At 64.6% G+C, this 26,058-nt stretch carries 23 protein-coding genes and 1 tRNA gene; 10 read left to right on the forward strand and 14 right to left on the reverse strand.

Annotated elements, in window-relative coordinates; all coding sequences use genetic code 11:
• Positions 1 to 33 precede the first annotated feature (33 nt).
• The 4 genes from E4K65_RS32185 to E4K65_RS32200 all read right to left on the reverse strand — a co-directional run bounded on the left by E4K65_RS32185 (position 34) and on the right by E4K65_RS32200 (position 6,887).
• Positions 34 to 963: a CobW family GTP-binding protein gene (locus E4K65_RS32185; RefSeq protein ID WP_135177551.1), complete on the reverse strand. Its 930-nt coding sequence runs from the start codon at positions 961 to 963 to the stop codon at positions 34 to 36.
• A 3-nt stretch (positions 964 to 966) separates the two neighbouring features.
• Positions 967 to 2,559 (reverse strand): amidohydrolase family protein, encoded by a 1,593-nt coding sequence (locus E4K65_RS32190; RefSeq protein WP_135177552.1) that lies wholly within the window; start codon positions 2,557 to 2,559, stop codon positions 967 to 969.
• Between the two features lie 820 nt (positions 2,560 to 3,379).
• Positions 3,380 to 3,913 (reverse strand): 2'-5' RNA ligase family protein, encoded by a 534-nt coding sequence (locus tag E4K65_RS32195; protein ID WP_135177553.1) that lies wholly within the window; start codon positions 3,911 to 3,913, stop codon positions 3,380 to 3,382.
• Between the two features lie 190 nt (positions 3,914 to 4,103).
• Positions 4,104 to 6,887 carry a UPF0182 family membrane protein gene (locus E4K65_RS32200; RefSeq protein WP_135177554.1) on the reverse strand — a complete coding sequence of 928 codons (2,784 nt, stop codon included), beginning with the start codon at positions 6,885 to 6,887 and terminating at the stop codon, positions 4,104 to 4,106.
• A 276-nt stretch (positions 6,888 to 7,163) separates the two neighbouring features.
• On the opposite strand from E4K65_RS32200, the gene E4K65_RS32205 reads away from it, so the two are divergent.
• The gene (locus E4K65_RS32205) at positions 7,164 to 7,634 is read left to right on the forward strand and encodes an aminoacyl-tRNA deacylase (protein WP_135177555.1); all 471 of its coding nucleotides are present in this window, start codon (positions 7,164 to 7,166) and stop codon (positions 7,632 to 7,634) included.
• Positions 7,635 to 7,865: 231 nt separating this feature from the next.
• Positions 7,866 to 8,285 carry a CBS domain-containing protein gene (locus E4K65_RS32210; protein WP_135177556.1) on the forward strand — a complete coding sequence of 140 codons (420 nt, stop codon included), beginning with the start codon at positions 7,866 to 7,868 and terminating at the stop codon, positions 8,283 to 8,285.
• A gap of 196 nt (positions 8,286 to 8,481) precedes the next feature.
• On the opposite strand, the gene E4K65_RS32215 is transcribed toward E4K65_RS32210, so the two are convergent.
• Together E4K65_RS32215 and E4K65_RS32220 are read right to left on the reverse strand one after the other, a co-directional pair.
• Positions 8,482 to 8,556, reverse strand: a tRNA-Glu gene (locus E4K65_RS32215).
• A 57-nt stretch (positions 8,557 to 8,613) separates the two neighbouring features.
• Complete coding sequence (locus tag E4K65_RS32220) at positions 8,614 to 8,958, reverse strand: hypothetical protein (RefSeq protein WP_135177557.1); 345 nt, start codon at positions 8,956 to 8,958, stop codon at positions 8,614 to 8,616.
• On the opposite strand from E4K65_RS32220, the gene E4K65_RS32225 reads away from it, so the two are divergent.
• From E4K65_RS32225 to E4K65_RS32240, 3 genes are all read left to right on the forward strand, one after another.
• Positions 8,957 to 9,964, forward strand: a complete 1,008-nt coding sequence (locus E4K65_RS32225; RefSeq protein WP_135177558.1) for an RluA family pseudouridine synthase — start codon at positions 8,957 to 8,959, stop codon at positions 9,962 to 9,964. The two genes, E4K65_RS32220 and E4K65_RS32225, sit on opposite strands and share 2 nt — an antisense overlap.
• A gap of 218 nt (positions 9,965 to 10,182) precedes the next feature.
• Positions 10,183 to 11,082 (forward strand): RNA polymerase sigma factor RpoH, encoded by a 900-nt coding sequence (rpoH, locus tag E4K65_RS32230; protein WP_027548376.1) that lies wholly within the window; start codon positions 10,183 to 10,185, stop codon positions 11,080 to 11,082.
• Positions 11,083 to 11,509: 427 nt separating this feature from the next.
• Positions 11,510 to 11,851 (forward strand): hypothetical protein, encoded by a 342-nt coding sequence (locus tag E4K65_RS32240; protein WP_135177560.1) that lies wholly within the window; start codon positions 11,510 to 11,512, stop codon positions 11,849 to 11,851.
• A gap of 119 nt (positions 11,852 to 11,970) precedes the next feature.
• On the opposite strand, the gene E4K65_RS32245 is transcribed toward E4K65_RS32240, so the two are convergent.
• From E4K65_RS32245 to E4K65_RS32260, 4 genes are all read right to left on the reverse strand, one after another.
• Positions 11,971 to 12,594 carry a peptidoglycan recognition protein family protein gene (locus E4K65_RS32245; RefSeq protein WP_135177561.1) on the reverse strand — a complete coding sequence of 208 codons (624 nt, stop codon included), beginning with the start codon at positions 12,592 to 12,594 and terminating at the stop codon, positions 11,971 to 11,973.
• Between the two features lie 35 nt (positions 12,595 to 12,629).
• Positions 12,630 to 13,841 (reverse strand): GGDEF domain-containing protein, encoded by a 1,212-nt coding sequence (locus E4K65_RS32250; protein ID WP_167771318.1) that lies wholly within the window; start codon positions 13,839 to 13,841, stop codon positions 12,630 to 12,632.
• Between the two features lie 756 nt (positions 13,842 to 14,597).
• Entirely contained in the window at positions 14,598 to 15,209 is a 612-nt protein-coding gene (locus E4K65_RS32255; protein ID WP_135177563.1) for a LysE family translocator, read from the reverse strand.
• A gap of 118 nt (positions 15,210 to 15,327) precedes the next feature.
• Positions 15,328 to 15,702 carry a response regulator gene (locus E4K65_RS32260; protein WP_135177564.1) on the reverse strand — a complete coding sequence of 125 codons (375 nt, stop codon included), beginning with the start codon at positions 15,700 to 15,702 and terminating at the stop codon, positions 15,328 to 15,330.
• A 128-nt stretch (positions 15,703 to 15,830) separates the two neighbouring features.
• On the opposite strand from E4K65_RS32260, the gene E4K65_RS32265 reads away from it, so the two are divergent.
• Positions 15,831 to 16,679 carry an SDR family NAD(P)-dependent oxidoreductase gene (locus tag E4K65_RS32265; RefSeq protein ID WP_135177565.1) on the forward strand — a complete coding sequence of 283 codons (849 nt, stop codon included), beginning with the start codon at positions 15,831 to 15,833 and terminating at the stop codon, positions 16,677 to 16,679.
• A 200-nt stretch (positions 16,680 to 16,879) separates the two neighbouring features.
• On the opposite strand, the gene E4K65_RS32270 is transcribed toward E4K65_RS32265, so the two are convergent.
• Positions 16,880 to 17,686 (reverse strand): lytic murein transglycosylase, encoded by an 807-nt coding sequence (locus E4K65_RS32270; protein ID WP_135177566.1) that lies wholly within the window; start codon positions 17,684 to 17,686, stop codon positions 16,880 to 16,882.
• A gap of 158 nt (positions 17,687 to 17,844) precedes the next feature.
• On the opposite strand from E4K65_RS32270, the gene E4K65_RS32275 reads away from it, so the two are divergent.
• From E4K65_RS32275 to E4K65_RS32285, 3 genes are all read left to right on the forward strand, one after another.
• Positions 17,845 to 18,780, forward strand: a complete 936-nt coding sequence (locus E4K65_RS32275; RefSeq protein WP_430649044.1) for an OmpA family protein — start codon at positions 17,845 to 17,847, stop codon at positions 18,778 to 18,780.
• A gap of 194 nt (positions 18,781 to 18,974) precedes the next feature.
• On the forward strand, positions 18,975 to 19,322 hold the full coding sequence (locus E4K65_RS47710; protein WP_167771319.1) for a hypothetical protein: 348 nt from the start codon (positions 18,975 to 18,977) through the stop codon (positions 19,320 to 19,322).
• Between the two features lie 518 nt (positions 19,323 to 19,840).
• Complete coding sequence (locus E4K65_RS32285; protein WP_027548366.1) at positions 19,841 to 20,077, forward strand: hypothetical protein; 237 nt, start codon at positions 19,841 to 19,843, stop codon at positions 20,075 to 20,077.
• A 111-nt stretch (positions 20,078 to 20,188) separates the two neighbouring features.
• On the opposite strand, the gene rpoD is transcribed toward E4K65_RS32285, so the two are convergent.
• Together rpoD and dnaG are read right to left on the reverse strand one after the other, a co-directional pair.
• The gene (rpoD, locus tag E4K65_RS32290) at positions 20,189 to 22,348 is read right to left on the reverse strand and encodes an RNA polymerase sigma factor RpoD (RefSeq protein WP_135177568.1); all 2,160 of its coding nucleotides are present in this window, start codon (positions 22,346 to 22,348) and stop codon (positions 20,189 to 20,191) included.
• A 374-nt stretch (positions 22,349 to 22,722) separates the two neighbouring features.
• Entirely contained in the window at positions 22,723 to 24,723 is a 2,001-nt protein-coding gene (gene dnaG, locus E4K65_RS32295) for a DNA primase (protein ID WP_135177569.1), read from the reverse strand.
• A 245-nt stretch (positions 24,724 to 24,968) separates the two neighbouring features.
• Here dnaG and E4K65_RS32300 point away from each other — a divergent pair, with 245 nt between their 5' ends.
• Complete coding sequence (locus E4K65_RS32300) at positions 24,969 to 25,532, forward strand: chlorite dismutase family protein (RefSeq protein ID WP_135177570.1); 564 nt, start codon at positions 24,969 to 24,971, stop codon at positions 25,530 to 25,532.
• An 82-nt stretch (positions 25,533 to 25,614) separates the two neighbouring features.
• Here E4K65_RS32300 and E4K65_RS32305 read toward each other — a convergent pair whose 3' ends face one another.
• Positions 25,615 to 26,013: a gamma-glutamylcyclotransferase family protein gene (locus E4K65_RS32305; RefSeq protein ID WP_135177571.1), complete on the reverse strand. Its 399-nt coding sequence runs from the start codon at positions 26,011 to 26,013 to the stop codon at positions 25,615 to 25,617.
• Between the last annotated feature and the right edge of the window lie 45 nt (positions 26,014 to 26,058).

Raw genomic sequence — 26,058 nt, forward strand, 5'->3', positions numbered from 1 at the left:
CCCTGTGACTGCGATCCATCCTACCGCCTCATCTCACTCGCTCGCAACGCACCCCTCCATGATCCCGTCGAGCTCGGCCTTCGAGAGCACCCCGAGCTCGGCGATGAAGACAATACGTGACCGCGGCACGCCTGGGCTTGGCGCCTCACCCGGCGCCAGCGTCGCGCGGCCGCCGGCAAACTGGAACACGGTCAGGCGGCCGGGCTGCTCGACGGTCTCGAACAGGCCCTTGGCGCGGGCGAGCTTTGGCGCGAGCCGGCCGATGGCCTGCTGCAGGCGCGGCAGCGAGATCGGGTGGTCCGAGGTCCAGCTCAGCGTTTCGAAGCGCTCTTCTGCCGGCCGCCGCGGCCCGGGCTCGCGCGGCGCAGGCGCGCGATCGATGGTTGCGGGAAACAGCAGCGCGGACGGAATCTCGCCGTGCTGCGCATCGACCACCACGGCGGGGACGCGCAGCGCGCGGATGGCTTCGCGCATCCGGGCACCCGCGCCCTCGTCCGCCAGATCCAGCTTGCTGAGCGCCACGATATCGGTGACGCGCAGCTGCGCGCGCACCAGCGCGTCATCCAGGGCTGACGGCGGTGTGCCTGCGTCCATCACGCAGAGCACGGTTTCCAGCGGCGCCTCGCGCAGGATCACCGGATCCATCAGGTTGCGCACGATGTCGGAGGGATCGGCGACGCCGCTGGTCTCGATGACGATGGTGTCCGGTTTCGGATCACGCCGCAGCAGAGTCGCGAGCGTGCGCAAGAGATCGCCTTCGAGCGAGCAGCAGATGCAGCCGTTGGCAAGGCTCACCACGCCGTCGCTCGCGCCCGCGATCAGCTCCGCATCGATGTTGATCGCGCCGAAATCGTTGACGACGGCGGCGATCCGCCGTCCCTCCGCATGCGCCAGCAGATGGTTGACGACCGTGGTCTTGCCCGCCCCCAGAAAGCCCGTGACCAGGAGAATGGGGACCGGCATGGGTCAGCTCTCGACGACGGGGCAACGCACGGGTTTGCCCGGCCGCGCCGCCGCGTCCAGCACGCCGTCGCTGATCAGCACCTGGCCGCTGACGACGAGGTGCCGCACGCCCTCGGACGGACGGTTCATCGCCGTGAATGTGGCGCGGTCGCTGAGCTTCTCGTAGTCGAACACGACGATATCGGCATCGGCGTCCTTCGCGAGCCGGCCCTTGGCGCGCATCGCGGGCGTGCTCTGCGACAGGATCTCCGCCGGGATCAGCGCGCATTTGCGCACGCCTTCCAGCAGCGACACCGTCTTGCGTTCGCGTACCCATTCCCGGATGAACTTTGTGAAGCAGCCGGCCGAGCGCGGATGCGACGTCGCATCGTCAGGCAGCGGCCAGGCGTCGCCGGTGTAAGTCTTGCCGTCCGACGTCGTCCACGGCATCGCGTCGGATGCGATGGCGCCGCCGGGATAGAGCACCGACATGTCGAGCAGGTCGCGGTGATGCGAATTGTTCTCGGTGTCGAGGATGTGCCAGAGCACCAGCGAGGACGGCTCTTCAGCCTGCGCCTTGAGCAGCTCCTCGCGGTCGTGGAAGCGATAGCCGTCAGTCACGCGCTGCACGGAGTCATATCCGGTGCCGTTGCGCTCGACGAATTGCGGGTCGCTGAAGAACGCCGCGGCCAGCACGGTCGAGCCGGTGCCGTAAGGATAGGCCTCGACCGTAATGGGCAGGCCCTGCGCCTGGGCCTTCTCGACCAGCACGCGGCAGCGCTCGATATCGGTCTTGCTCGACGAGTTGAAATGGCAGATGTGCATGTGCGCGCCGGTGGCGCCAGCATAGCCGATCAGGCGGATATAGGCCTCCGCCGCGCTTTCAGGATCGATGCGCGACATGTAGGCGACGTGGGTGAAGGTCGGCACGTCCTTGGCGGCTGCAAGCTGGCAGACCGCGGTCAGCTCCTGCACGCCGGCGCCCGGCGCGTAGGCGTTCAAGATGCCGATGCCGATGCCGCCTTCGTTGAGGCCGCGCGCGAGCCGATCGAGGATGCCGGCGACCTCGGCGTCGGTCGCGACGTTGTCCATCCAGCGGCGGTCGCGCATGGCGTTGCCGAACGCCTCCAGCGAGCTTTCCGCATTGGAGCCCGTCATCGCGCCGATGCGCGCAAAGGCCCAGTTGGTGGCGGCGCCGTAGTTCAGCACGCGTCCCTTCCTGGCCTGGCGCTCATACCAGGATGCGACCGGCAGCACGCCGGCCTCGAGATCCAGCGTCGTCGTCACCCCGTCGAACGCCTGCATGCGGTCGGCCGGGATCGACTGGCCGTGCGAGTGCAGATCGATGAAGCCTGGCGCGACCACGAGGCCGGTGGCGTCGATCACCCGCTCAGCGCCGCCGAGCGAGGCGCCGACGGCGGCGATCTTGCCGTCCACCACCGCCACATCGCCGATGGCATCCATCCCGCTCGCCGGATCCACCACCCGGCCGCCAGAGATCACCAAACCGCTCATATCGTCGCTCCGCATGCTATTGCCAAAATCTCCAAAGGCCAGGCAGCAGCTTCGGAGGTACGTCTGGGCCGCATAGAGGCAGATTTTCGGCACGACGACCACCGCCGCGGATGCCGGTGCAGCATGCTCACATGGGAGGTCCGGGCGTGAGGTCCGGGCGCGCGGCCGCGCTCTCGCGGCATGATTTGCCCGAGCTTTGCTTTGCTTCACGCCCCCTCGAAAGAAAGGGCGCAGGGAAGACCGGGCGCCGGCTGGCACCCATTAAGACCCCTGCGCTGAACAGATGCACACGCAATGCCCAGGGGAGACACAGGGCAGCCGAAACCCGGCCTTCCCTGCGCGATGGTTTGACGGCCTATGCCGTGCTCTCCCGGGAGCCGAGTTCGTTCTGGCCTCCCTCGCCTTCGCGAAATGCACGGCACCGCGCCGGTTGACGCGATTGACGCCTTCGCCAAGGCTTGACCGTAGCAACGACGGCCAGGACCACACGGTTTCGCCGTACGCGAGCTGACCCTGCTTCACCAAGAGGCTTCGCAGGGCACGGCCCTGCTCAGTCAAAGGCTCCGCAAAGCTTGGGCGCCGTCCGTCTTCGCGGTCCGTAGCGCGCTCACGAGGTTCATCTCGCCCTGCACGCTACCGACCGCCTTAACGCCGCCCGCGTCCACCGCAACCCAGCCCGCGTTCGTGACGACGTACGACCGCCCCTCTTGCCGGGCTGGGATGGCCGACACATACGACAAATCCGAATTTCGGTAAAGTGGAATCTTTTGCGAGGACGGGGTTGACATCCTGTTTCGGCTGTTTTGCCCGACGGCCGCGCAGTCGCGAGACGGCGCGCCTGCAGCGGATCAGGTCAAAGCGTCGCTTGGTACGCAGGATGGGCTGAGCTCTCGCGAAACACATCGCCCTGATTGACGACCGACTACGATGGCAATCTCTGCTCGGATATAATTCGCACCGGCGGAAAGGCGACGCAATCCACCACATCGAACAGCACTTCGATCCTGCCGTCGTATGACCGTGCAAAGGCAATGGCGTCATCGTGCCGTTCGTCGGCGATGCGCGTGCCGAGCGTGCAGTGTGGCGTCCATGCTCCGGGCCGATAATGAGGGCGACAATGCGCCGGATCAATTGCTGCACTGATGGCGCTGTGGATGCGGGTCAGGGCCCCATTAGACGCTGGGTCGGCCCAGAGGACGAGAGGCGAACCTTCGAACCAACGAATTTGTCTGAATTCGATACGCAGTTGCGCCTCGCCGCTGACGGCCGTCAGCATGGCATCCCATGCAGTCTTCTCGCTGATCGAAGGGGAATCGTAGATCGCAAAAGTAAAATGCGGTCGGTAGCCGAGGGCGCGCATCGACGGCTCGACCTCAAAGGCAGCAACCTGGTCCCACAGCCGTTCGATCTCGGTTGCAGAACTGTTGTCGGCGCGGATGTTGATGGCTAGTGCCACAAGGCTCAATCCTTTGGACGAAACAATCAATCTGTTGAAACCCGGCGGACTCAGAGAAATGGCGCCAGCCAGACTAAAACTGCGAGTTCTCATACTATCCAAATTGCGCGGTAATTCCTAACGGCACACCCTTGAGGCACGCGTCCGCGCACATAGTTGCCTCGGCCAAGGATGCGGAAAGCCCGAGGCATCATCGGTCGACGGGACGCCGGTTCATGTCTTCCAGGAGTTCGCGCATGGCATCGAATTGCGTGCCGAACCCTTTCCAATCTCCTGCCTTCAATCGCTCCACGGCCTGGTTGTAGCGATCAAGTGCCTCCCTGGACTGATTTGCCGTCGGGCCTGCCAGGGGCGCCTCTTCCATCCTGCTCGGGGCGACCGGCGCCGGACCGGATTCCGTGAACAGGGCGGCCAATGCCTCGGCGAGCGTTTCCTTCATCACGACATGCTCACCATAGGCTGCGATCACGCGCTTCAGCTCCGGCAGGTGTCCTTGCTGCGCTCGCAGATAGAGCGGCGATATGTAAAGGATCGAGTTCTCGATCGGAATCGCAAGCAGATTGGCCCCGCGGATCACCCGCGAGCCCATCTGATTCCACAGCGTGAGCTGTTGCGAGATCTCCGTATTCTGATTGATCCGCGCCTCGATCTGGAACGGCCCGTAGACGAGCTTCTCCTTGGGGAATTCGTAGACGATCAATTTGCCGTAGTCGGGTGCGTCGCAGCGCGCGGCGAGCCACGCGATCATGTTGTCGCGGCGGCTCGGCACCATGGGCAGCATGAGGAAGAATTCGGCCTGCGGTTCGCCGGGCAGCCGCATGATGATGTAATAGGGGGTCATCATCGAGATGCCGTCGCCGCCCGGCTGACGCGGGAATTGCCAGAGATCCTCGCGGTTGTAGAAAACGTCGGCCGCCTCCATGTGGTAGGCTTGGTACATCCGGGCCTGAATCAGGAACAGGTCTTCCGGATAGCGAACGTGCTTCCGCAAGTCCGGCGGCATCGTCGTGAACGGCTTGAACAGGCTCGGAAAGATGCGCTGGTAGGTCGCCGCAATCGGGTCGCCGGAATCAACCAGGTAGAAGTCGACAGTCCCGTTATACGCATCAACGACAACCTTCACCGAATTGCGAATGTAGTTGAGATCGAGCCCCTGTGCCGGCTCTGCATACGGGAAATAGGAGTTCGTCGTATAGGCGTCCTGCATCCAGAACATGCGCCCACCGCTGACGACCAGATAAGGATCATGATCGAGCCTGAGGAACGGAGCGATCGTGCTCACCCGCGTCTGGATATTGCGCCGGATCATGATCCGGCTGTCGGTCGTGATGTAGCTTGAAAGAATCAGGTTCGGGTCGTTGAAATAGTAAGCAAACAGCATTCTCGCGGCCATTCCCCCGATCGGAATGCCGCCGGCGCCGCCATAGGCGGCATAGGCGTTCTCTTTCCCCTTTGGATAATCGAACTCCGGCGTGCTGCCCTTGACGATGACGTAGTCGTCGGTCTGCTCGCCGAAGTAGATGCGCGGCTCGTCGATCCTGGGACCGACGTCGGCGACGGGAGGAATATCGCGCAGATAGAACAGCGGCAGTCCTTCGGCACTCTTGCGTGTGACCGGGCTCATCACCGCGCCATTGCCGTGGGTGAAAAGCACGTGGCGATTGACCCAGGTCTGGGCGTTCGGCGGCAACAGGGAGGATCGCAGTTCGCGGGCCGAGAGCATCACGCTCTGGTAGGAGCCATCGAGCCAGTAGCGATCAACGTCGAGGTCATGGAATTTGTAGTAGGTGCGGATTTCCTGCAGTTGCGCGTAGGTATCCGACAGCGGCAGCCAGTCCCACAGCCTGATATTTTCAATTGTCGCCTTGTTGGCTTCGAGCACCTCGGGGGTAAGCTTCTGCTCGGCGGCAAACGGCTTGGCTGCAATCTGATCGAGATTGTATGCCTGCCGGGTGAGCGCGATGTTGTGTTCGATATAGGGCCTCTCCAGCTCCAGCTCGCTCGGCTTGACGAAGAACTGCCGGAAGAGCCCCGGAACGACGCCGGACAGCACGAACATGCCGACGCCGACGAGCACGATCGCCACGGCCGGAAGCCGATAGGTGCGAACCCGGATGTTCGCCCAGGCGGCAAGAGCCGCGATGATCGAAATTCCGATCATCAGCCACAACGCCGGCAGCCCCACATGCACGTCGGTGTAACTTGCGCCGACGACGACGCTATTGTCGCCATAGAGCAGCAGATAGCGGTCGAGAACATAGGACCAGGCTTTTACGGCGAAGACGAAACCAAGCAGAGCGGAGCCGTGAGCGATCGCCGCCGGCGATATTGACCGGTGGTGAACGTCGTATTCGATGTCGCCATGCACCCAGTAGACGGCCGCGGCGAACAGCCCGCCCAGAACGAGCGCGAGCATCATCCAGTTCCTGATGACGATATAGGCGGGCAGCGAGAAGAGGTAGAAGCCGATGTCCTTGTTGTAGAGCGGATCGTTTGCGCCGTAGGGGACCTGATAGACAAATCGCAGGAAGACGCCCCAGTTGCCGGCTTCCTCCGCCGCAACAAGAAGAGCGAGCAAAGCTGCACCGCCTGCGATCAACCGGGGCAACGGCAGTTGATCGCGCACCAGCGCAAGCAGATCCGGTTGCACGTTGCCCGCGGCGCTTTGCGCCGGCGCGGCGACAGGCTGCGGCGGCCGTCGTCGGGCAAAGCGCAGTGCGAGCCATCCGTTCAACCAAAAGATGACGGCGGTTGTCGTCCAGACAGCGAGAAAGACGACGGCCTCGGCGCCGACTGTCGTCCAAAAAACCTGCAGATAGCCGATCGAGGAAAACCACAGCCAGCCGACCAGGAGGTCGCTCGCGAGCGCGAGCAGGATGAGGCAGGTCCCAATGACGATGGCCGCAACGATGAGCCTGGCCACGGCACTTTGCCTTGGTACCTTGCGTCCGGGTCCGGTAATCCCGATCGTCATGGTTTCATTATAGCGGAAATGAGCGACGCCCGCCGCTCGATTTCACGGCCGGGATGAGCGCCTCGGGGCGAGGACGCGGGTCCTCGAACCCGCATCGTCGGGATCGCGGAACGGCGCAAAGTGGCGCGCTATCCCGAATAAGACTGCGAGCTCGCATATAATTGCGGATGGAAGACCCAGTTGGGTCTATAGTCAGGCAGCCGCCCATCGTATGGCGAGAGCCTGCCGGGAAGCGCCTACGGTGGATCGTTTGCATCCAGCATCGGAGGTGATGTCATGGCCATTGCTCCCACGCTCCAGAAATACCTAGCCGCTGAGAACATCCAATACGAGGTGATCCCGCACGAACTCAGCATGACGTCCGCTCGCACGGCCGAGGTATGCCACATCCCCGGCGATCGCCTCGCCAAGGGCATCGTGTTGCGGCGCGACGGCGAATACGTGCTGGCCGTCTTGCCCGCATCGCACCACCTCCACCTGTCGGAACTGAGGACAGAGCTCGGCGACAACGTCCACATGGCCGATGAAACCGAGATCAATCGGCTGTTCAGCGACTGTGCACACGGTGCAGTACCTGCCGTCGGCAAATGCTACGGGCTGGATACGATCGTCGATGACAGTATCAAGGCGCAGCCGGACATCTACATGGAAGCCGGCGATCACGAGACGCTGCTTCATATGGGGAACGCGCAGTTTGCGCGCCTGACGGCCAATGCGCCGCACGGGCGTTTTAGCGCGCACGACTGAGGATTTTGGAGACTGCCCATTGCCTTTGCGATCCTGGGCGGGAACTCGGGTCGCGACGTCGCTGTTAGGTGTTGGGGAGGGTGACGGCGACAACATCTGCGCTCGTCCGGTCGGACGGCCGGGGAATGATGCCTTGTGCTGCGATCTCGTGCCCGATCGGTTGTACAATTCAGAGAATGGGGGCTGCCGCGTTGCATCAATGCACTTCAAACCCACCAACGGAGGCTCGCCATGAAGGTCAAAGACGTGATGCACAAGGGTGTCGACTGGGTCAGCCCCGACACGCCTCTCACCGAGCTTGCCAAATTGATGCGGGCGCATGACATCGGCTGCATTCCGGTTGGCGAGGACGACAAACTGGTCGGGATGGTGACCGACCGCGATATCGTCTGCAAAGGGCTCGCGAGCCACGGCTTCGATCTCGGCCGCGCGACGGCGCGCGATGTGATGACTGAAGGCATCCATTGCTGCCGGGAGGACGATGACCTCGCGAAGGCGATGCATCATATGGAGAAGCTGCAGGTCCGCAGGTTGCCGGTGATCAACAAGAGCAAGCGGATGATCGGCATCATCAGCCTGGGTGACCTCAGCCGTTCCGCGCCAGGTGATATGCTGAGCGAGACCGTCAGGAGTGTTTCGGCGCATCACTGAAACGATGCGGGCGCACGTCGATTTGCCAGTGCCATCCGGCGGTTCAGGTCGCCCGACTGACCGTCTGCGAATTGGCCAATCGGCGTGCGCAGAGCACCAAACCTCGCCGATACGATGCGCGATGGATCAAATATTGCGCGACAAGGCGCTCCCGGGCCGGAGCAGCATCGTACAACGTCGCAAATGATCGGGGACTTGGCGCTCCCTAGGGGAATCGAACCCCTGTTTCAGCCTTGAGAGGGCCGCGTCCTAACCGCTAGACGAAGGGAGCGTGAGGGCTAGCCAATAACCTCGAAATTTGTCCGCCGCAAGGACCCGAATGGGCCTTTTACGGCTCATTGGCAAATTTCAGCTTTCCGGCCGGCCTCAACGTGTGGGCGTCGAAGGTGCGGATCTCGGTGACCCCGCCGATATCGAGGGTGACCACGAGGCGGTCGCCGGCGACCCCGGTCGAGACGATCCTGGCCCCCTTCGGCAGGGTGGCGATGACGTCGCCGGCCGGCTCGGGCGCCCTTCCCTCCGACCTGAAAAGGCGGTAGCCCACCGCGATCAGAACGGCGCAGATCGCCAGCGCCGTGGTCAACCCCGCGATCAGCATCATCCGCCGCACCCGCGCGAACAGCGCGGCCTGCTCGGGGGTCGGTTCGGGAACAGCGGTTTCAGACGTCGTCATGGAAAACTCAGGCTCTGCGCAAAGGTTGGAGGTTGTCGTCGCCGGCGACGAGGGCTCGGCCCGGCTCGACCGCGTGCTGGCGGCGCGCCTGCCGGACCTGTCGCGATCGAGGCTGAAAGCCCTGATCCTGGCGGGCGCGGTGAGCCTGAAGGCCTCCGCCATCCGCGACCCCGCTTATCACGTCAGTCACGGCGATACGATCACAATCGACGTGCCGGAGGCCGCGCCCGCCGAGCCCAAGGGCGAGGAAATCGCCCTCGATATCGTGTTCGAGGACGACGACATCATCGTCATCAACAAGCCCAAGGGCCTGGTCGTGCACCCCGCGGCCGGCCACGAGACCGGCACGCTGGTGAACGCGCTGATCGCCCATTGCGGCTCGACGCTGTCGGGCATCGGCGGGGTGCGCCGGCCCGGCATCGTGCACCGGCTGGACAAGGACACGACGGGACTGATGGTGGTCGCCAAGAACGACCTCGCCCACGCCTCGCTGTCGGCGCAGTTCGCCGACCACGGCCGCACCGGCGCGATGCGGCGCGGCTACATGGCCTTCGCCTGGGGGGTGCCGAACCGGCATCGCGGCACCGTCGATGCGCCGATCGACCGCCATCCGTATGCGCGCGAGAAGATGGCGGTGCGCCAGGACGGCCGCGAGGCGGTGACGCATTGGGAGATCCTGGAGAGTTTTGCCGGGCGCGACGGCAAGCCAATCGCGGCGCTGCTCGCCTGCGAGCTCGAGACCGGGCGCACCCACCAGATCCGCGTCCACCTCGCCCATACCGGCCATCCTCTGATGGGCGATGCCGTCTATGGCCCGCATTTCAAGACCAAGGCCAACCAGCTCGGCCCGGAGTCGCGAGCCGCTTTGACGGCGCTCGGGCGGCAGGCCCTGCACGCTTATCTGCTGGTATTGGAGCACCCCAGGTCCGGAGAATTACTCCACTGGGAGGCGCCTTTGCCGGAGGATTTGCTTCTCCTGGAGGGCACGCTGAAAGCGGCGCTATGACGCAGCCTTGTTAGGAAAAGCGTTACATTACAAAAAGTTATAGCTGCCACACGGGGACGTGACGTCAGCAATCCTTCCCTTTTTGACCCCCCATGGGGTATATTGCGCCTGCGTTGGAAATGACCAACGCGGAACATCGCAGCTACGGCCGGCTTTAACAAAGCGGTCGTCTGCCTGGCCCGCCGCTATCGGGGGCCTGAACCTTGGAGGGCTCAACTATGGCCCGTACCGCTGCTTTGCCGGTGCTCAACGGAGAATCCGGCCTCTCTCGCTACCTCGCCGAGATCCGCAAGTTCCCGATGCTGGAACCCCAGCAGGAATACATGCTCGCCAAGCGTTGGCGCGAGCATGACGATCGCGACGCGGCGCACCAACTCGTCACCAGCCATCTCCGCCTCGTGGCCAAGATCGCCATGGGCTATCGCGGCTACGGCCTGCCGATCTCCGAGGTCGTCTCGGAAGGCAATGTCGGCCTGATGCAGGCGGTGAAGCGTTTCGAACCCGAGAAGGGGTTCCGTCTCGCCACCTACGCGATGTGGTGGATCAAGGCGTCGATTCAAGAGTACATCCTGCGTTCCTGGTCGCTCGTGAAGATGGGCACCACCGCGAACCAGAAGAAGCTGTTCTTCAACCTGCGCAAGGCGAAGAGCAAGATCAACGCGCTGGACGAGGGCGATCTCCGCCCCGACCAGGTTGCGACCATTGCCAAGCGGCTGGGCGTGACGGACCAGGACGTGATCGACATGAACCGCCGCCTCGGTGGCGACGCGTCGCTCAACGCGCCGATCCGCGACGACGGCGAAGCCGGCGAATGGCAGGACTGGCTGGTCGACAATACGCCCAACCAGGAAGCCATGATGGCGGAGCACGAGGAGTATGATCACCGCCGTAACGCGCTGAACGGCGCCATGGGCGTGCTCAACCCGCGCGAACGCCGCATCTTCGAGGCCCGTCGCCTCGCCGATGAGCCGATGACGCTGGAAGACCTTGCCGCCGAGTTCGGCGTGTCGCGCGAGCGCGTCCGCCAGATCGAGGTCCGCGCCTTCGAGAAGGTGCAGTCCGCGGTCAAGGGCACGATCGCAAGGGCGGAACAGGCCGCGCTGGAAGCCGCGCATTAAGCGGGCTTCGCTGGCGCCAGAGATTGGCGGATCGAAAGAGACGGAAAAGCCGGCGGCAACGCCGGCTTTTTTGTTTGGGGCGATGCTCTGTTTGCGTGATCCGACGTGACTTCTCTGCGCGATGCCAAGTGCGCAGCGCCTCCGTACTCGCTGTCATGCCCCGGCTTGACCGGGGCATCCAGTACGCCGCGGCGCCAGTAGCGGCGGCGAGATCTCCAACGCAGGCCTCTGGAATACAGGATCGCCCGGTTGAACCGGGCGATGACAGCGGTGGTTGTGGCTCCAGTTGGCGGAGAGTCTTGCCCAGTGAGACCACCATCACAGTGTCCTCCCCTTGGCCGACGTAGAAGGGCTTGCCTCGAACCCGCGCTGCCGCTCGACCGACCCAAGAAGACCGGACCGACAACATCAAGCGAATGGACGCGCCGTGTCGATCATCCTGCAATCCACCGTCGGCGGCTTCTCCGCCCAGTTCATGCGCAAGCTGCCGCTGGTCGAACAGGCGATGCGGGAGCACGGGCTCGACCCCGCCGGGTTCGTGATCTCCAAGGACTACGCCTCGACCGCGACGATCCCGATCATGGGTCCGTTCTTCTTTAATTACAGCGTGTTCTTCGGCGAGGAGACATTCACCGTCACCGAGCCGAACGACATGGTGTTCCTGGACTACTTCTTCAAACGCGTGCTCGCAGCGGACGAGCCGCCGGAACTGCCGCGGCGGCCGGGACTGATCCGGCGGTTGTTCGGCTGGATGGCGGAGGCGGTGTAACCGCTCCCGTCATTCCGGGGCGCGCGTAGCGCGAACCCGGAATCCATCGCGCGACAGAGTTGGTGGATGAATGGATTCCGGGTTCGCGCCAAGCGGCGCGCCCCGGAATGACACGCGAGCTACTCCCCCCATGTCCTCGCCAGCGTCGCGAGCCAGCAGCCTTCGCAATAGCGCGCGTCCTTGTAGTCGATCCAGTTGTGCGCATAGACGCGGTCGAGCGGGATGTCGTAGCGCGCACGCAGCACCTTGACGAGGATCTTCCACGCCGCGACCTGCGCCTCGGTGGGACCGGCGGCGACATCGGGATAATTGCCGGCGAACTCGACGCCGATCGAATTGTCGCGCACCACCTGGCGATAGGTCGGTCTGTTGTCGATGTACTTGTTGTCGTTGCGGTTGGCGCCGTCGCCATGGGTCGGCACCAGGTTCTCCGCCACCGCCCAATAGACCGTGCCGTCGGTCTCGACCCAGACCGTGACGCCGCGCCGCGTCGGGTTCTTCGACTGCTCCGCCGCGCCGCCGCGGGCCGAGCCGGCCGGCCCCTCGGTCTGGTGCACGATGATGTTGCGCCAGGGTCTTGCGCTGCGGACGTCACCCCATGGCGCCAGCCAGACGACCTTCAGGCCGGGAATGTCGGGCGTGCCGGAGGCGCGCGCGAGCTTTGCGAGTTCGGCGTCGGTTGCGGCGGCGGGTACGATCAGAAGGGCGGCGAGAATGGCCGCGAGCAGGCGAGACATCATCATCAAGGATCCAATGCGGACCCGAGCCTAGCACGCCATCAGGCGAAATTGCGCACGGCTTCGCCCGCGCCGTTCGGCTCGGGCGAGAGCGGCGGTGCGGGATCGTAGACGGCAAAGTCGTTCTTGCCGTTCTTCTTGGCGGCATAGAGGGCGTGATCGGCATGCGCGATCAGGCGCTCCGGGAATTGGCCGATGCCGCGATCCCATTGCGCCACGCCGATCGAGATCGCGATCGGGATGTCTTTGCCGTTGCAGGCCGCGGCGTCCCGACGGCAGACCTCGAGCACGCGGCGGGCGATTGCGGCCGCCTCGCGCATGGAAGAGGACGGTAGCACGATGCAGAACTCGTCGCCGCCGGTGCGGGCGAGCATGTCGCCGGGCCGCAGCCGCGTCTGCGCCATCAGGGTGAAGTGCTGGAGGCAGGCATCGCCGGCGGCATGGCCATGGGTGTCGTTGATGGTCTTGAAGCCGTCGAGATCGATCACCAGCAGCGAGAACGGCTCGCCGCTGCGCTCCGAACGGGCGCATTCCTCGGACAGGCGCTGCAACAGATGGCGCCGGTTGGCGACACCGGTGAGATCGTCGAGCAGCGCGAGGTCGGCGACCTCGCCACGCAGCCGGTCCATCGCCATCAGGAGGAAGCCGAAATTGAGCGTCATCGACAGGAACAGGAGCCCCAGCACCAGGACGGCATGGGTCTGACCGCCGGCGACCGCCGAGAAATCGTGGCCGAGCAGATTGCCCACCGCACGGGCAAGGAAGATCGCAATGATGGTGATGATGACGATGCCGGCCAGACGGGCGCCCGGATTGACGTGCCCTTCGGGCGGCAACAGCAACAGACGCAGCGACAGCACCAGCGGCAGTGCCTGGCCGATCGTGTAGCTGAGCATGCGCAGCTGCATGCTCTCGAAGCCGACCATGAAGAAGACGACACCGCCGAGGCTCAAGGCGCCCGTCACGATCATGAGGCGCCATGACACCGGCCGGTCGTAGAAGCGCTGAATGCCCATGGCGGCGAGGCAGCTCGCCGCGACGACACCGGCAGCGCCGAACAGCAGCGGCAAGGGAGAAGAGACGAACAGTCGGACCAGGGCCGCCATCGCGCCGGCCGCGGCGACGAAGGCCGATGCCATCCAGAACCGTGCGGCCGCGAATTTCGGATAGGAGCGCGTCACATAGGCCCAGATCAGGCCGAGCGCCAGGAAGTTGACGGCGAAGACCGTCCAGAGTGTCGGTACGTTCAGCATGGCCACTGCAGCGCGCGTAGCGCCCCGCCCCCCATCCCTGGCAGCCGTCCGTCCATGACCCATCCCCGTCTTCTTGCGGGGAACAATGCGCGGGTTGCACTTAACGGAGTCTCACTGCGATCCTCCAATGCGCGCCTTTGGTTTTGGATTCATGAACGGCGCGCGGGTTGTCGGATCGTTAGGCATGTTGCCGTCGACCTCGTGCGGTCGCATCGCGATCCGCGCGGAGCGGATTCGCGGGCAAAAAGCACCCGAAAACGCATCTGAGCTGTGGATAACGTGATGACACAGATATGACGGCGCGGGGCAGAGACCTGCGAATCTGCTGAGTTTGTCGTCGAGGATGTTGCGAGGCTGGCCCTCCGCCGAGCATCCCTCGTGTCGCGTTCCACCATTAACCCTTGAGAGGATACTATGGCTAAGAAAGCGAAGAAGGCGAAGAAGGCGACGAAGAAGAAGGCCAAGAAGGCCGCGAAGAAGAAGTAGCCAGCATGTTCTTTGCCCGGGTGGAGCCTCGCTCTGCCCGGGCGTCGGGTAAGGTTGAGAGAGTAGAGATGGCGGGCCCAAGGCCCGCTTTTTTATTGGGTGGCCCCGCTCTCTCGCTCCCTCGCCCCGCTCTTCGCGGGGAGAGGGTGGGGGTGAGGGGCGCTTCCGCAAGTGAGGTTGTCGAGAGACCTGTCCCCCCCTCACCCGCATCCCATCTTCGATGGAATGCGACCTCTCCCCGCAGGCGGGGAGAGGTAAAGAAGAAAGCGCCTACCTTTCCGCAAACGCCAGCTTGGCACCAAGTGCGGCAAATCCCGCGGCAAAGCTGCGGCGCAGCCAGGTCATCACCGCGGGGCGGGAGATGACGCGCTCGCGCACGGATGCGGCGCAGAGGCCGTAGACAACGAACACCGCAAAGGTCATCGCCATGAAGGCGCCGCTCAATTCCAGCATCCGCGCCAGCACATGGGCCTCGTCCGCCGCGATGAACTGCGGCAGGAAGGCGAGGAAGAAGATCGACAGTTTTGGATTGAGGATGTTGATCAGGAAGCCGGTGACGATGACCCGGCCGCTCGACCGCTCCCTGATCTCGCCCTCCACCGCCAGCGCACCTCGCTCGCGCAGCGCCTGCCAAGACATGTAGAGCAGATAGAGAACGCCGCACCATTTCAGCGCGGCGAAGGCGAGCGCGCTGGTGTGGAGCACGGCGGCAAGTCCCAGCATGGCTGCAATCATGTGCGGCACGATCCCGAGCGTGCAGCCGAACGCGGCTGCGACGCTGGCTCGCGGGCCGCGAGTGAGCGCTGCGGCCAGCGTGTAGAGCACGCCGGTGCCGGGCGAGGCGACGACGATCAGCGAGGTGAGCAGGAAGGACCAGGTCATGAGCAGACCCTATCACCCCGCCTCACGGCAAGAAAGCGGCGCCCCGGGATCAGCCGTCAGGATGACCGGTTGAGAACAGGCCAGCCCTGCAAGCAAAACACTTCTGACACCGTCACCGTCAGGCCAGCTGCGCGATCTCGGCCTCGCGCAGCACGTCGAGGGGCGCCCAGGGCTTGGCCCAGAATTTGGCACCGTCGGGCAAGGGCTGCTTCAAGGGGCGGCCGGAGGTGACGACGATGTCGAGCTTGGGATTGCGTCCCTTGGCGACATGGGCGAGCTCGACGCCGTTCATGCGGCCGGCAAGCTGCACGTCGGTCAGCATCAGGCAAATTGCGCCTGCGCTCTTCTCGAGCACGCGCTCGGCCGCTTCGGCGCTTTCGCACTGGATGACCTGATAGCCGCTCTCTTCCAGCAGGAGACTGAGCATCTCTCTCTGCATGGGGTCGTCTTCAACGATGAGTGCCGTTGCAGTGAATGGTCTTGATTGTCCCATCGGCGGCTCCCAATGCTGCCTGTCTGCGTCCGAGTAACTTACGTTAAGGAGCCAACTCGAATACGGTTCGGTTCCATTCTGAAAAAATGTAAATCATAGTTCCAAAATCGGAGATTGAGGGGGGATCCATGACTGCGATTCGCTGCGCCGCCGCCATCACGGGGGCTGCGAGCGGCATTGGCCGCGCACTCGCCATCGAACTCGCCCGGCGCGGCTGCGACCTTGCGCTCGCCGATCGCGACGAGGTCGGGCTGAAGGCGCTCGCCGCCGAGATCGGCGGAGGAAGCGACAAGGCACGCAAGGTCAGCGTGCATCGCGTCGACGTCAGCGAGCCCGGCGACATCGCGCAGTTCGCCAGCGAAGCGACCGCGGCGCATCCGTCACTCGGCATCGTCGTCAACAATGCCGGCGTGGCGCTGCTGGGCACCTTCGAGGAAATCGACCAGGCGCAGTTGGAGTGGCTGTTCGACATCAATTTCTGGGGCGTGGTGCGCGGCACCCGCGCCTTCCTGCCGCACCTGAAGACGAGGGACGAGGCGCATATCGTCAACGTCTCGTCGATCTTCGGCATCATCGCGCCGCCGGGACAATCGGCCTACGCCGCGGCCAAGTTCGCCGTGCGCGGCTTTTCCGAGAGCGTGCGGCACGAGCTCGCCGTGGCGGAAAGTCCCGTTAGACTGTCGGTCGTGCATCCCGGCGGCGTCGCCACCTCGATCGCGCGCAGCTCGCGCACCGGGGTCGGCGTCACCGACAATGCCCGCCGCTCGCAGATGATCGAGCGGTTCGAGAACGCAGCAAAGACCACGCCGAAGGACGCCGCGCTGCGCATCATCAAGGGCATCGAGAAGAACGAGCCGCGCATCCTGATCGGCAACGATGCCCGCTTCATGGACCTGTTGCAGCGCTTCCGCCCGGGGACCTACTGGGCGCCGTTGCAGCGGAGGCTGGAGAAGATGGCGAAGGGGGCGGCGAAGTAGTCAGGTGCGCAATAGCGCGGCCTCACCCTCCGCTGTCATTCCCCGCGAAAGCGGGGAATCCAGTACGCCGCGGCCTCTCGGCTCAATCACTGCCATCTCTGGAATACTGGATCGCCCGCCCCAGTGCGCAATTGCGCACAAGGCGGGCGATGACACCGTGTGTGTGTGGCGCATGCGCTCCGCCTCTCAACAGCGCACCCTCACTGCCCCGCCAGCCGATCGGCAAAATACCCGATGGTCTTGCGATAGATCACCGCCCTGTTCCACTCCCGCATCGCTTCGAAATTGGCGGTGCCTTCGCCGTAGGGCTGGCCCATCTTGAAGCCACTGGTGTGGAGCAGGTTCGCGGTCGAGGCGAGCACGTCGGGCACGCTGTGGCGGAGGTCGACGTGGCCGTCGCCGTCGAAATCGACGCCGTACTTGATGTAGGACGACGGCAGGAACTGGGTCTGGCCGATCTCGCCGGCGTAGGCGCCGATCAGGTCGCGCAGCGGCAGGTCGCCGCGCTGCACGATCTTGAGGGCGGCGAGCAGCTCGCCCTGGAACAAATCGGTACGGCGGCAGTCATGGGCGAGCGTCGCCAGCGTGCGGATCACCGGCAGCTTGCCGATGTCGCCCTTGCCGAAATCGCTCTCCAGCCCCCAGATCGCAACCAGGATGTAGCGGGGCACGCCGAACTGCTGCTCGATGCGCGAGAGCAGCGCGGCGTGACGCTGCAACAGCGCCTTGCCGCCATTGATGCGGCCCGGCCCGACGCGGGTCGAAACATACTGCTCGAAGCTCTTGTTGAAGGTGTAGCGCTGGCGCCGGTCGAAGGCGAGCACGGCGCCGTCCTGGGTGATGCCGCTGAACGCCGCACTGGTCACGTTTCCCGAGACGCCGGCTCCTTGCGCTTCCGCGGCCATGCTGGCGACGAAGCTGTTGAAGTCGCCGCCGCAGCGCGCGGCCTGCGCCGATCCACCGGCCAGACAGACGATGAAGGCGGTGGCCAGGGCGTGTCTCAACATGCGGGAAAATCCTCTGAGGAATGAGCGCGAAAGCGGCGCGCGATCATGCCCGGGAACCGGATTCGCGTCAAAGCGGCAAATCCTCGCCAGAACCGATCGCCCCGTGGGCGCGACAAATGAATTGCGCTCGCCCTCCTCCCCAACCGATCGAGATGACCATGCCCATTCCGCACCGGATGCTCGCTGCCATCGCCCTGCTTTCCCTCGTTGCCGTCACCGCCGCCTCCGCGCAGACGCGCGATGTGGCAGGCGGGCGCGACTATCCCGGCATCGGCCGGTTCGCCGGCAGCGTCATCACCGGCTATGTGGTGAAGGATTTTGACGCCGCGCGGATGCAGGCGGCGCCGTTCAAGGACGGCCAGCCGACTGATGCGCGGCGGCTCGAGGGGCGCATCTTCCGCATCGCCTATCGCACCAATCCGGGTCCCTCGATCCTGGAAGTGTCGCGCAATTTCGAGACGCAGCTCGCCAAGGCCGGCTTCGAGACCCTGCTTGCCTGCGACACCGAGGCCTGCGGCGCCATTCCCTTCACGGAAAGCGTCGACGCGCTGCCGATCCCGCAAATGTGGGTCGACGGCTTCAACTACCGCTACTTTGCCGGCCGCAAGAGCGAGGGCGGGCGCGAGACCTATGCCAGCGTCATCGTCAGTCAGAACAACCAGGAGATCTATGCGCAGGTCACCGTCGCCGAGCTCGGCGCCATCGCGAACAAGATGGTCGATGCCGCCGCGATGGCCAAGGGTCTTGGCGAGACCGGCCACATCGCGCTCTACGGCATCTATTTCGACACCGACAAGGCCGTGCTGAAACCCGAGAGCCGCCCGACGCTGGAGCAGATCGCAAAGCTCTTGACGAGCCAGCCGCAGCTCAGCGTCTTCATCGTCGGCCACACCGACAGCCAGGGCGCCTATGAGTACAATCTCGACCTGTCGAAGCGCCGCGCCGAAGCAGTCGCCGCCGAGCTCGTGAAGAGTTTTCGCATCGCGCAGGCGCGGCTGCGCACCGCCGGCGTCGGCCTGCTGGCTCCGGTCGGCCCGAACGCAACGGACGCCGGCCGCGCGCTGAACCGGCGGGTGGAGCTGGTGGCGCCGTGACGCCCAACGCTCGTCATTCCGGGGGCCCGAAGGGCGAACCCGGAATCCATCGAGCGACAGAGTTGGCGGGTAAATGGATTCCGGGCTCGCGCTAACGCGCGCCCCGGAATGACGGATGAGAGAGTTACCGCTATAGTATCGATGCTCGCGCGGCGCCGTCAGTGGTGCGTTGAGTCAGCATAAGGCGAACCGCCATGGCCGAACATCAGCAGCCTCGACCAACCCGCCCCGCCCTCCTCCGCCTCCCCCTCTTCCGCCTGCTCGCCATCAACCTTGCGATTGGCGCCTGCGCCGCGACGCTTCTCGTCGGCGGCCTGCTCTGGCTCAACCCCGGGCATCTGCGCGAGCTGATCCTCGCCGACCGCGCAGGCGGCGTTGCGCTTCTCCTGCTGCTCGCCTCGTTCCTCATCACCTTCGGTTCCGCCGCGATGGGCAGCGCGATCATGGCGCAGGGGCGCAAGGACGAGGATAGCGGGCGCGGCGGCGGACACCACGCGCGGCTCGCCGTCCAGGAACTGGCGCAGCGCAAACGCTTGCGTTGAGGTGCGCACAGAGAAGATGGAACTCGTCCGACGGATCACATTGTCCGCACGCAAACCGGAAGACGTGCAGCCGAACGCGAGTTCCTACAAGCATGCAACTCTCGCTGCATCGCGAGTGCAGCAAGATGAACAAAGTGCTTCGATGGTCCACGCAATTGTTTCGGCACACATCGGAACTGCGGTCGCAACCGACGCAGATCTGCTGCGCTCGCCGCGACACCAACGCTACCGCGATTTATCTTGCCACGGCATGGCGCAGGTTATAATATTCTATCCTAGGTTGTCGCCCCGCCAGCCCCGGGCGACGCTGAAGACCCAAAATAAGCGGCGGGCTTTTCGGCCCGCCGTTTATTGAGGGAGGGGTCGCTGCAGATCGCTGGCGAGCGCGTCCCGCCTCCACCCCGACAAGCAAATTTCACCGATTGGTGCAGCCGTAAGCTCCCGGCGCCAGATTGATGCGGATGTCGACAACCGCCAAAGCCATTTGACTGCTGCGCCCTTATCGACGACAAGCGGCCATGGCCAAGAAACCCGGAACCAATCCCAAAGGCGAATTCGCCTTTTTCAACGTCGTCTATGAGGACGGCTCCCAACGCTCCAACCGGCGCGTCCCTGCGGAATTGCTCGGAGGCCTCGAGGGCGACGAGCCCGCCCGCGGCTTCATCATGGAGCAGGACCGCGAGATCGCCGAAAAATCCGGCCGCCCGCCGCTGGCGATCAAGAACCTCGACCGGGTGGGGGTGAAGAAGAAATAGGACTTCGAGCGCGACACGCGACGCTTCAGCACAAACGAAAAACGGCGGGCTTTTGGCCCGCCGTTTTCGTTGGATGGATGCCCGGGTCAGGCCCGGGCATGACGATCCGATTTAATTGTCCAGGAAGCTCCGCAGCTTCCGCGACCTTGACGGATGCTTCAGCTTGCGCAGCGCCTTGGCTTCGATCTGACGGATGCGCTCGCGCGTCACCGAGAACTGCTGGCCGACTTCTTCCAGCGTGTGGTCGGTGTTCATGCCGATGCCGAAGCGCATGCGCAGCACGCGCTCTTCGCGCGGGGTGAGCGAGGCGAGCACGCGCGTGGTGGTCTCGCGCAGGTTCGACTGGATCGCGGCGTCGATCGGCAGGATCGCGTTCTTGTCCTCGATGAAGTCGCCGAGGTGTGAATCCTCTTCGTCACCGACGGGCGTCTCGAGCGACAACGGCTCCTTGGCGATCTTGAGGACCTTGCGGACCTTCTCCAAGGGCATGCCGAGCTTCTCGGCGAGCTCTTCCGGGGTCGGCTCGCGGCCGATCTCGTTGAGCATCTGGCGGCTCGTGCGCACGATCTTGTTGATCGTCTCGATCATGTGCACGGGGATGCGGATGGTGCGGGCCTGGTCGGCGATCGAGCGGGTGATCGCCTGCCGGATCCACCACGTGGCGTAGGTCGAGAACTTGTAGCCGCGGCGGTACTCGAACTTGTCGACCGCCTTCATCAGGCCGATGTTGCCTTCCTGGATCAGGTCGAGGAACTGCAGGCCGCGGTTGGTGTACTTCTTGGCGATCGAGATCACGAGACGGAGGTTGGCTTCCACCATCTCCTTCTTGGCCTGGCGAGCTTCGCGCTCGCCCTTCTGCACGGAGTGCACGATCTTGCGGAACTCGACGATCTCGAGGCCGGTCAGCGCGGCGAGCTGATGCACCTCGTGACGAAGGTCCTTGATGCGGTCCTTCTCGTGGTGGACGAAGTTCTTCCAGCCCTTGGCCGACAGCTTCGAGACGCGGTTGAGCCAGCGCGGATCGAGCTCCGAGCCGGTGTAGTTGCGCAGGAAATCCTCGCGCGCGACGCCGTGGCTGTCGGCGAGGCGCATCAGGCGTCCCTCATGCGAGACGAGGCGCTTGTTGATGTCGTAGAGCTGCTCGACGAGCGAGTCGATACGCGCCTGGTTGAGGCGCAGCGACTTCACCTCGACGATGATCTCGTCCTTGAGCTTGCGGTACTTGCGTTCCTGGTGCGGCGAGAGCGAGGGACCGTGCGAGGTGCTCTCGAGCTGGTTCTGGATGTCCTGCTCCTGAAGCTTGCGCAGCTTCTTGTAGCTCTCGGCGATCTTGTCGAAGATCTCGACGACCTTGGGCTTGAGCTCGGCCTCGATCGCCGCAAGCGACATCTGGTTCTCGAACTCGTCGTCCTCGTCCATGTCGGCTTCGGCGGCGGCCTCGCCCGGATCCTTCTCGGCCTCGGCGCCGTTGCCGGGGGCAGGCGCGGCGCGGAACGGGGTCGGCGCCGGCGGTGCCGCGGGCGGGGCGACATGCGCGGGCGCGCCGCCGGTCACTGCCACCGCTTCGCCGCCCTCGGCCGTGGCCTCGCCGTTCTCTCCAGCGGGACCGCCGATCATCGCGGTGTTCATGCCGCCCTTGGCTTCGGGGCCGGCATAGGTCGCTTCGAGATCGATGATGTCGCGGAGGAAGATCTTGCCTTCGTTGAGCTCGTCGCGCCAGATGATGATGGCCTGGAAGCTCAGCGGGCTTTCGCACAGGCCTGCGATCATCGCCTCGCGGCCGGCCTCGATGCGCTTGGCGATCGCGATTTCGCCTTCGCGGGACAGCAGCTCGACGGTGCCCATCTCGCGCAGATACATGCGCACGGGATCGTCGGTGCGCTCGCCCGGCTCGCTCTTCTTGACCTCGGTGACGGCCTTCTGGGTGACCTCGACGAGCTCGTTGTCGGTCTCGTCCTCGCCGCCCTCGTCCTTGTCTTCCTCGCCTTCGCTATCGTCGGCTTCGGTGACGTTGATGCCCATGTCCGAGAGCATGGACATGATGTCCTCGATCTGCTCGGGCGAGGTCTGGTCGGACGGCAGGACTTCGTTGAGCTGATCGAAGGTCACGAAGCCGCGCTTCTTGGCCTGCTTGATCATCTTCTTCACGGCCGCGTCGGACAGATCGAGCAACGGCGAGGGCGCGTCCTGGGAATCCTTCTCGGGAGCATCCGCTGCCTTGTCGTCTTTTTCCTTGTCCTTCGCCTGCAGCGTCTTTGCCTTGGTGGCCATCCATTGCTCCTAAACGCGTTTCACACAGACGTTCGCCGCGCCTGCCTGAAATCACTTGAACCTGTTGCTCGACGCTCTCGCTTCGTCAGCTCTCGACACGGAAAGGGCGGCGCGCACTTCTCTCGCCACCCCCAACTTTCTCTCGCCGGAATTGCCTAACGCTTCGTGAGCCTCTTTGTCACAGCGGATGCAGGTGTAGTGCCAACAGTGTTCGCGCGGATTCATTCCTGACGCGTCTGTTCTGCCTGCGGCCGCCTCTGGGCCAAAGTGCTACAAGACCGTTAAGCCTCGATTAACCCTGTTTTTGCCGCCAAACCATGGATTTGGCGAGTCTTTTAGCGGTTCCGGCCCCGGCCGTCCGCATGATTCTTTCATCACACGCTCTTCTGGAGCCGACCCGACAGCTCGCCAAAACCCTCGATCAGGGCCTCGGTGCCGTCGACTTCGCCTATCCGAGCCTTGACGTCACGCAGCCACGCCAAATTGGCCTCGCTGGGGTCCTCCCCCAAGGCCAGCTCGGCGTCCTTCAACTCCCTAAGTAGTGAATGCCATTGCCGATGCAAGGCAACCAGCTGGTGCCAAGTGGAGAGAACGTCGTCCCTCGCCGCGCCTTCGCGCGCGCCCCATACCGCCTGGGTCGTGATGCCATTCTCAACCCTTTGAAGAAGCTGAGAAAATCCTCCCTTTTCAATGTCGGCCCGCATCTTCTCGGCCTGCTCGCCGGGGTCCGGTGAGTGATGATGGTCGTTGGCGAAGGCGGCGATGATGCCGGCCCGCAGCTTGTGGGCCTCGGGATGGGCCAGCTCCAGTGCGGCGACCTCCTCGAGGTGCTCATGCAGCAGCCAGGGGTGGTTGATCAGGCATTGCAGGATCAGCGCCTCCCGGCGGGAGATGGCGCTGCGCTGTCCCTTCATGATCGGGCTTGTCGCGAGCTGGGGGCTCGCCGCCTGGTAGGGGCCGGAGGGTAGCGGGGTGGGGCCGGACGCGCCGCGGAACCCCTGACCGCCGAATCGATTCGCCTGCCCGCCGCCCCGCGGCTGGAACGGCCGGCCGCCCTGACCGGGACGGAAATTGCCACGGCCGGCATAGCCGCCGCGCCCGGTCTCGGGTGCAAACGTGCGCTGAAGCCGCTCGGCGAGGTCCTGGCGATAATAGCGCCGCACCACCTCGTCGCGGATGCCATTGGAGAGCTCCTTGATGCGCGCCTCCAGCGCGGCGCGGCGCTCGGGGGTGGCGAAGTTGCCGCCTTCGAGCTCGCGCGACCAGAGCACGTCGGCGAGCGGACGCGCCGCCGCGATCACCTCTTCCATCGCGCCGCGGCCGCCGGAGCGCACGAGATCGTCGGGATCCTGCCCTTCCGGCAGCAGCGCAAAGCGCAGGCTTTTTCCAGGCGCGAGGAACGGCAGCGCGAGGTCGGCCGCACGATACGCCGCCTTCTGCCCGGCCCGGTCGCCGTCGAAGCAGAGGATCGGCTCGTCCGCCATCTTCCAGAGCAGCGCGAGCTGGTTTTCGGTGAGCGCGGTGCCGAGCGGCGCGACGCTGCCTGCAAAGCCCGCGGTGACCATGGCGATGACGTCGACATAGCCTTCGACCACAATCAGGGCGCTGCCGTTATGCGCGGCGGCGCGCGCGGTCTGGTGGTTGTAGAGATTGTCGCCCTTGTGGAAGAGCGGCGTCTCCGGCGAGTTCAGATATTTGGCCGGAACGTCCTTCTCCAGCGCGCGCCCGCCGAAGGCGATGACGCGGCCGCGCAAATCGGTGATCGGAAACATCACGCGATCGCGGAAGCGGTCATAGGGCACGGGGATGTCGTTGCCGCCGACGAGCAGGCCGGTCTCGACCATGTCGTCAACGGACACGCCGAGCTTGCCGAGATGCTCCTTCAGCGCGAAGCGATCCGGCGAGGCGTAGCCGAGGCGGAACTGCAATTGCGTCGCCGGCGAGATCGCGCGGTCGGCGAGATAGCCGCGCGCCTTGGCGCCGACGCGCGAGGCCAGCGTCTCGGCGAAAAACTTGGCGGCGAGATCCATGACGTCATGCAACGAGCGGCGGCGCTGCTCCTGGCGTGCCGCGTCGGGCGTCACCGCCGGCAGCGGCAGGCCCGCCATGCTCGCGAGCCGCTCGACCGCTTCGGCGAACGGCAGGCCGTCGGTCTCCATCACGAAGGCGATGATGTCGCCGTGCTTGCCGGAGGAGAAGTCGTGGTAAAAACCCTTCTGGTCGTTGACGTAGAAGGACGGCGTCTTCTCCTGCTGGAACGGCGACAGCCCCTTCCACTCCCGCCCGGCCTTCTTCAGCTTCACGCGCTTGCCCACGACTTCGGAAACCGAAAGCCGGGCACGAAGCTCGTCGAGGAATTGGGGCGTGAAGCGCATGGGGTGTGTCTAGCGCGAAACCGTGTGAGTCGGGCGAAGGATCAGGGATATAGGTGCAGCCCGCCCAAAAGTCAGGTTTGTCAGGATTATACGCGCTGTTCACAGCCCCTCCGTCATTCCTGGGGCGCCCGTCCCGTCACCCTGAGGTGCTCGCCTCGTCGGCGAGCCTCGAAGGATGACGGAACGAGCGTCCCGGAATGACGGGAAAAGCTTGAACCCGGACCGGTTCCACGCTTCCATAGGCCATGTTCAGGACCTTTCGAGGCGGCCACAGCGGGGGCTGGCGCGTGACCTCGATTTCGCCCGTGACGGGCGAGCCCCTGCCCTTCATGCCGGCGCTGTCGGTCACCGACAGCGAGGCCGTCTCATTGCCGCTGGTGCCCTCGCGCAATGCTTGGCGGCTGGTCGGCGTTGCCAGCACGCTGCGCTACACCGAGCGCGCCGAGAAGCAGCAGCTCGTGGCCGTGCAGGCCGGGCTCGGCCGGCTCGAGGCAACCAGCGCGGCGTTGATCCCGATCCGCAAGTCGCAGGCCTGGTGGGAGCTGACGCAGGAAGAGCGCCGCAAGATCTTCGAGGACAGGTCGCGCCACATCGCCAGCAGCCTGCGCTTCCTGCCCGCCATCGCGCGGCAGCTCTATCACTGCCGCGATCTCGGCGGCCCCTTCGACTTCCTGACCTGGTTCGAGTTCGCCCCCACGCACGCCTCGTTGTTCGAGGAGCTGGTGGCGATGCTCAGGCGCACCGAGGAATGGACTTACGTCGAGCACGAGGTGGACGTGCGCGTGGTGAAGGAAGTGCTGTCGGCCTAAAGCGCGAGGAGATCGCGCTTTAGGTTATTTTCTTGAGCATGATCTTGTCGGAAGACCGCTGCTCACTTTTCCGGATCATGCTCTAGTGATCCAGGAATCGCCCCGACTCGATGCGGGGCAGATCGGCGACGGGCCAGTTGTAGACATAGGTCCACGCCTTGCCGGCGGTGCCGTCCGGCAGCGTCACGTCGATCAGCTTGCGCAGATATTCGGTCGGCTCCGGAAAGCCCTCGCCGCAGGCCTCGTACATGTCGAGCTCGCGCAGCAGCTCGTCGGGCAGGTGCATGTGGAACAGCTCGCCATGGACAAGGTCGGACGGCGCATCCGACAGCAGCAATCCTGGATAATGCTTCACCAGGACGAGCCGGCCGCGGCAGGTCGCTTCACCCAGAAATTCTGCATGGCCGGCAAGCAGCCGCGCCATCGGATGGTCGAAGCCGCGCATCAGGGTGCCATAAACGAAGAGACGATCGGAGGTCATGGGGGCTCTATAGCCTCTGGACTTCGTCATTGCGAGGAGCTCTTG

The organism is Bradyrhizobium niftali, from assembly GCF_004571025.1.
GTDB lineage: Bacteria > Pseudomonadota > Alphaproteobacteria > Rhizobiales > Xanthobacteraceae > Bradyrhizobium > Bradyrhizobium niftali.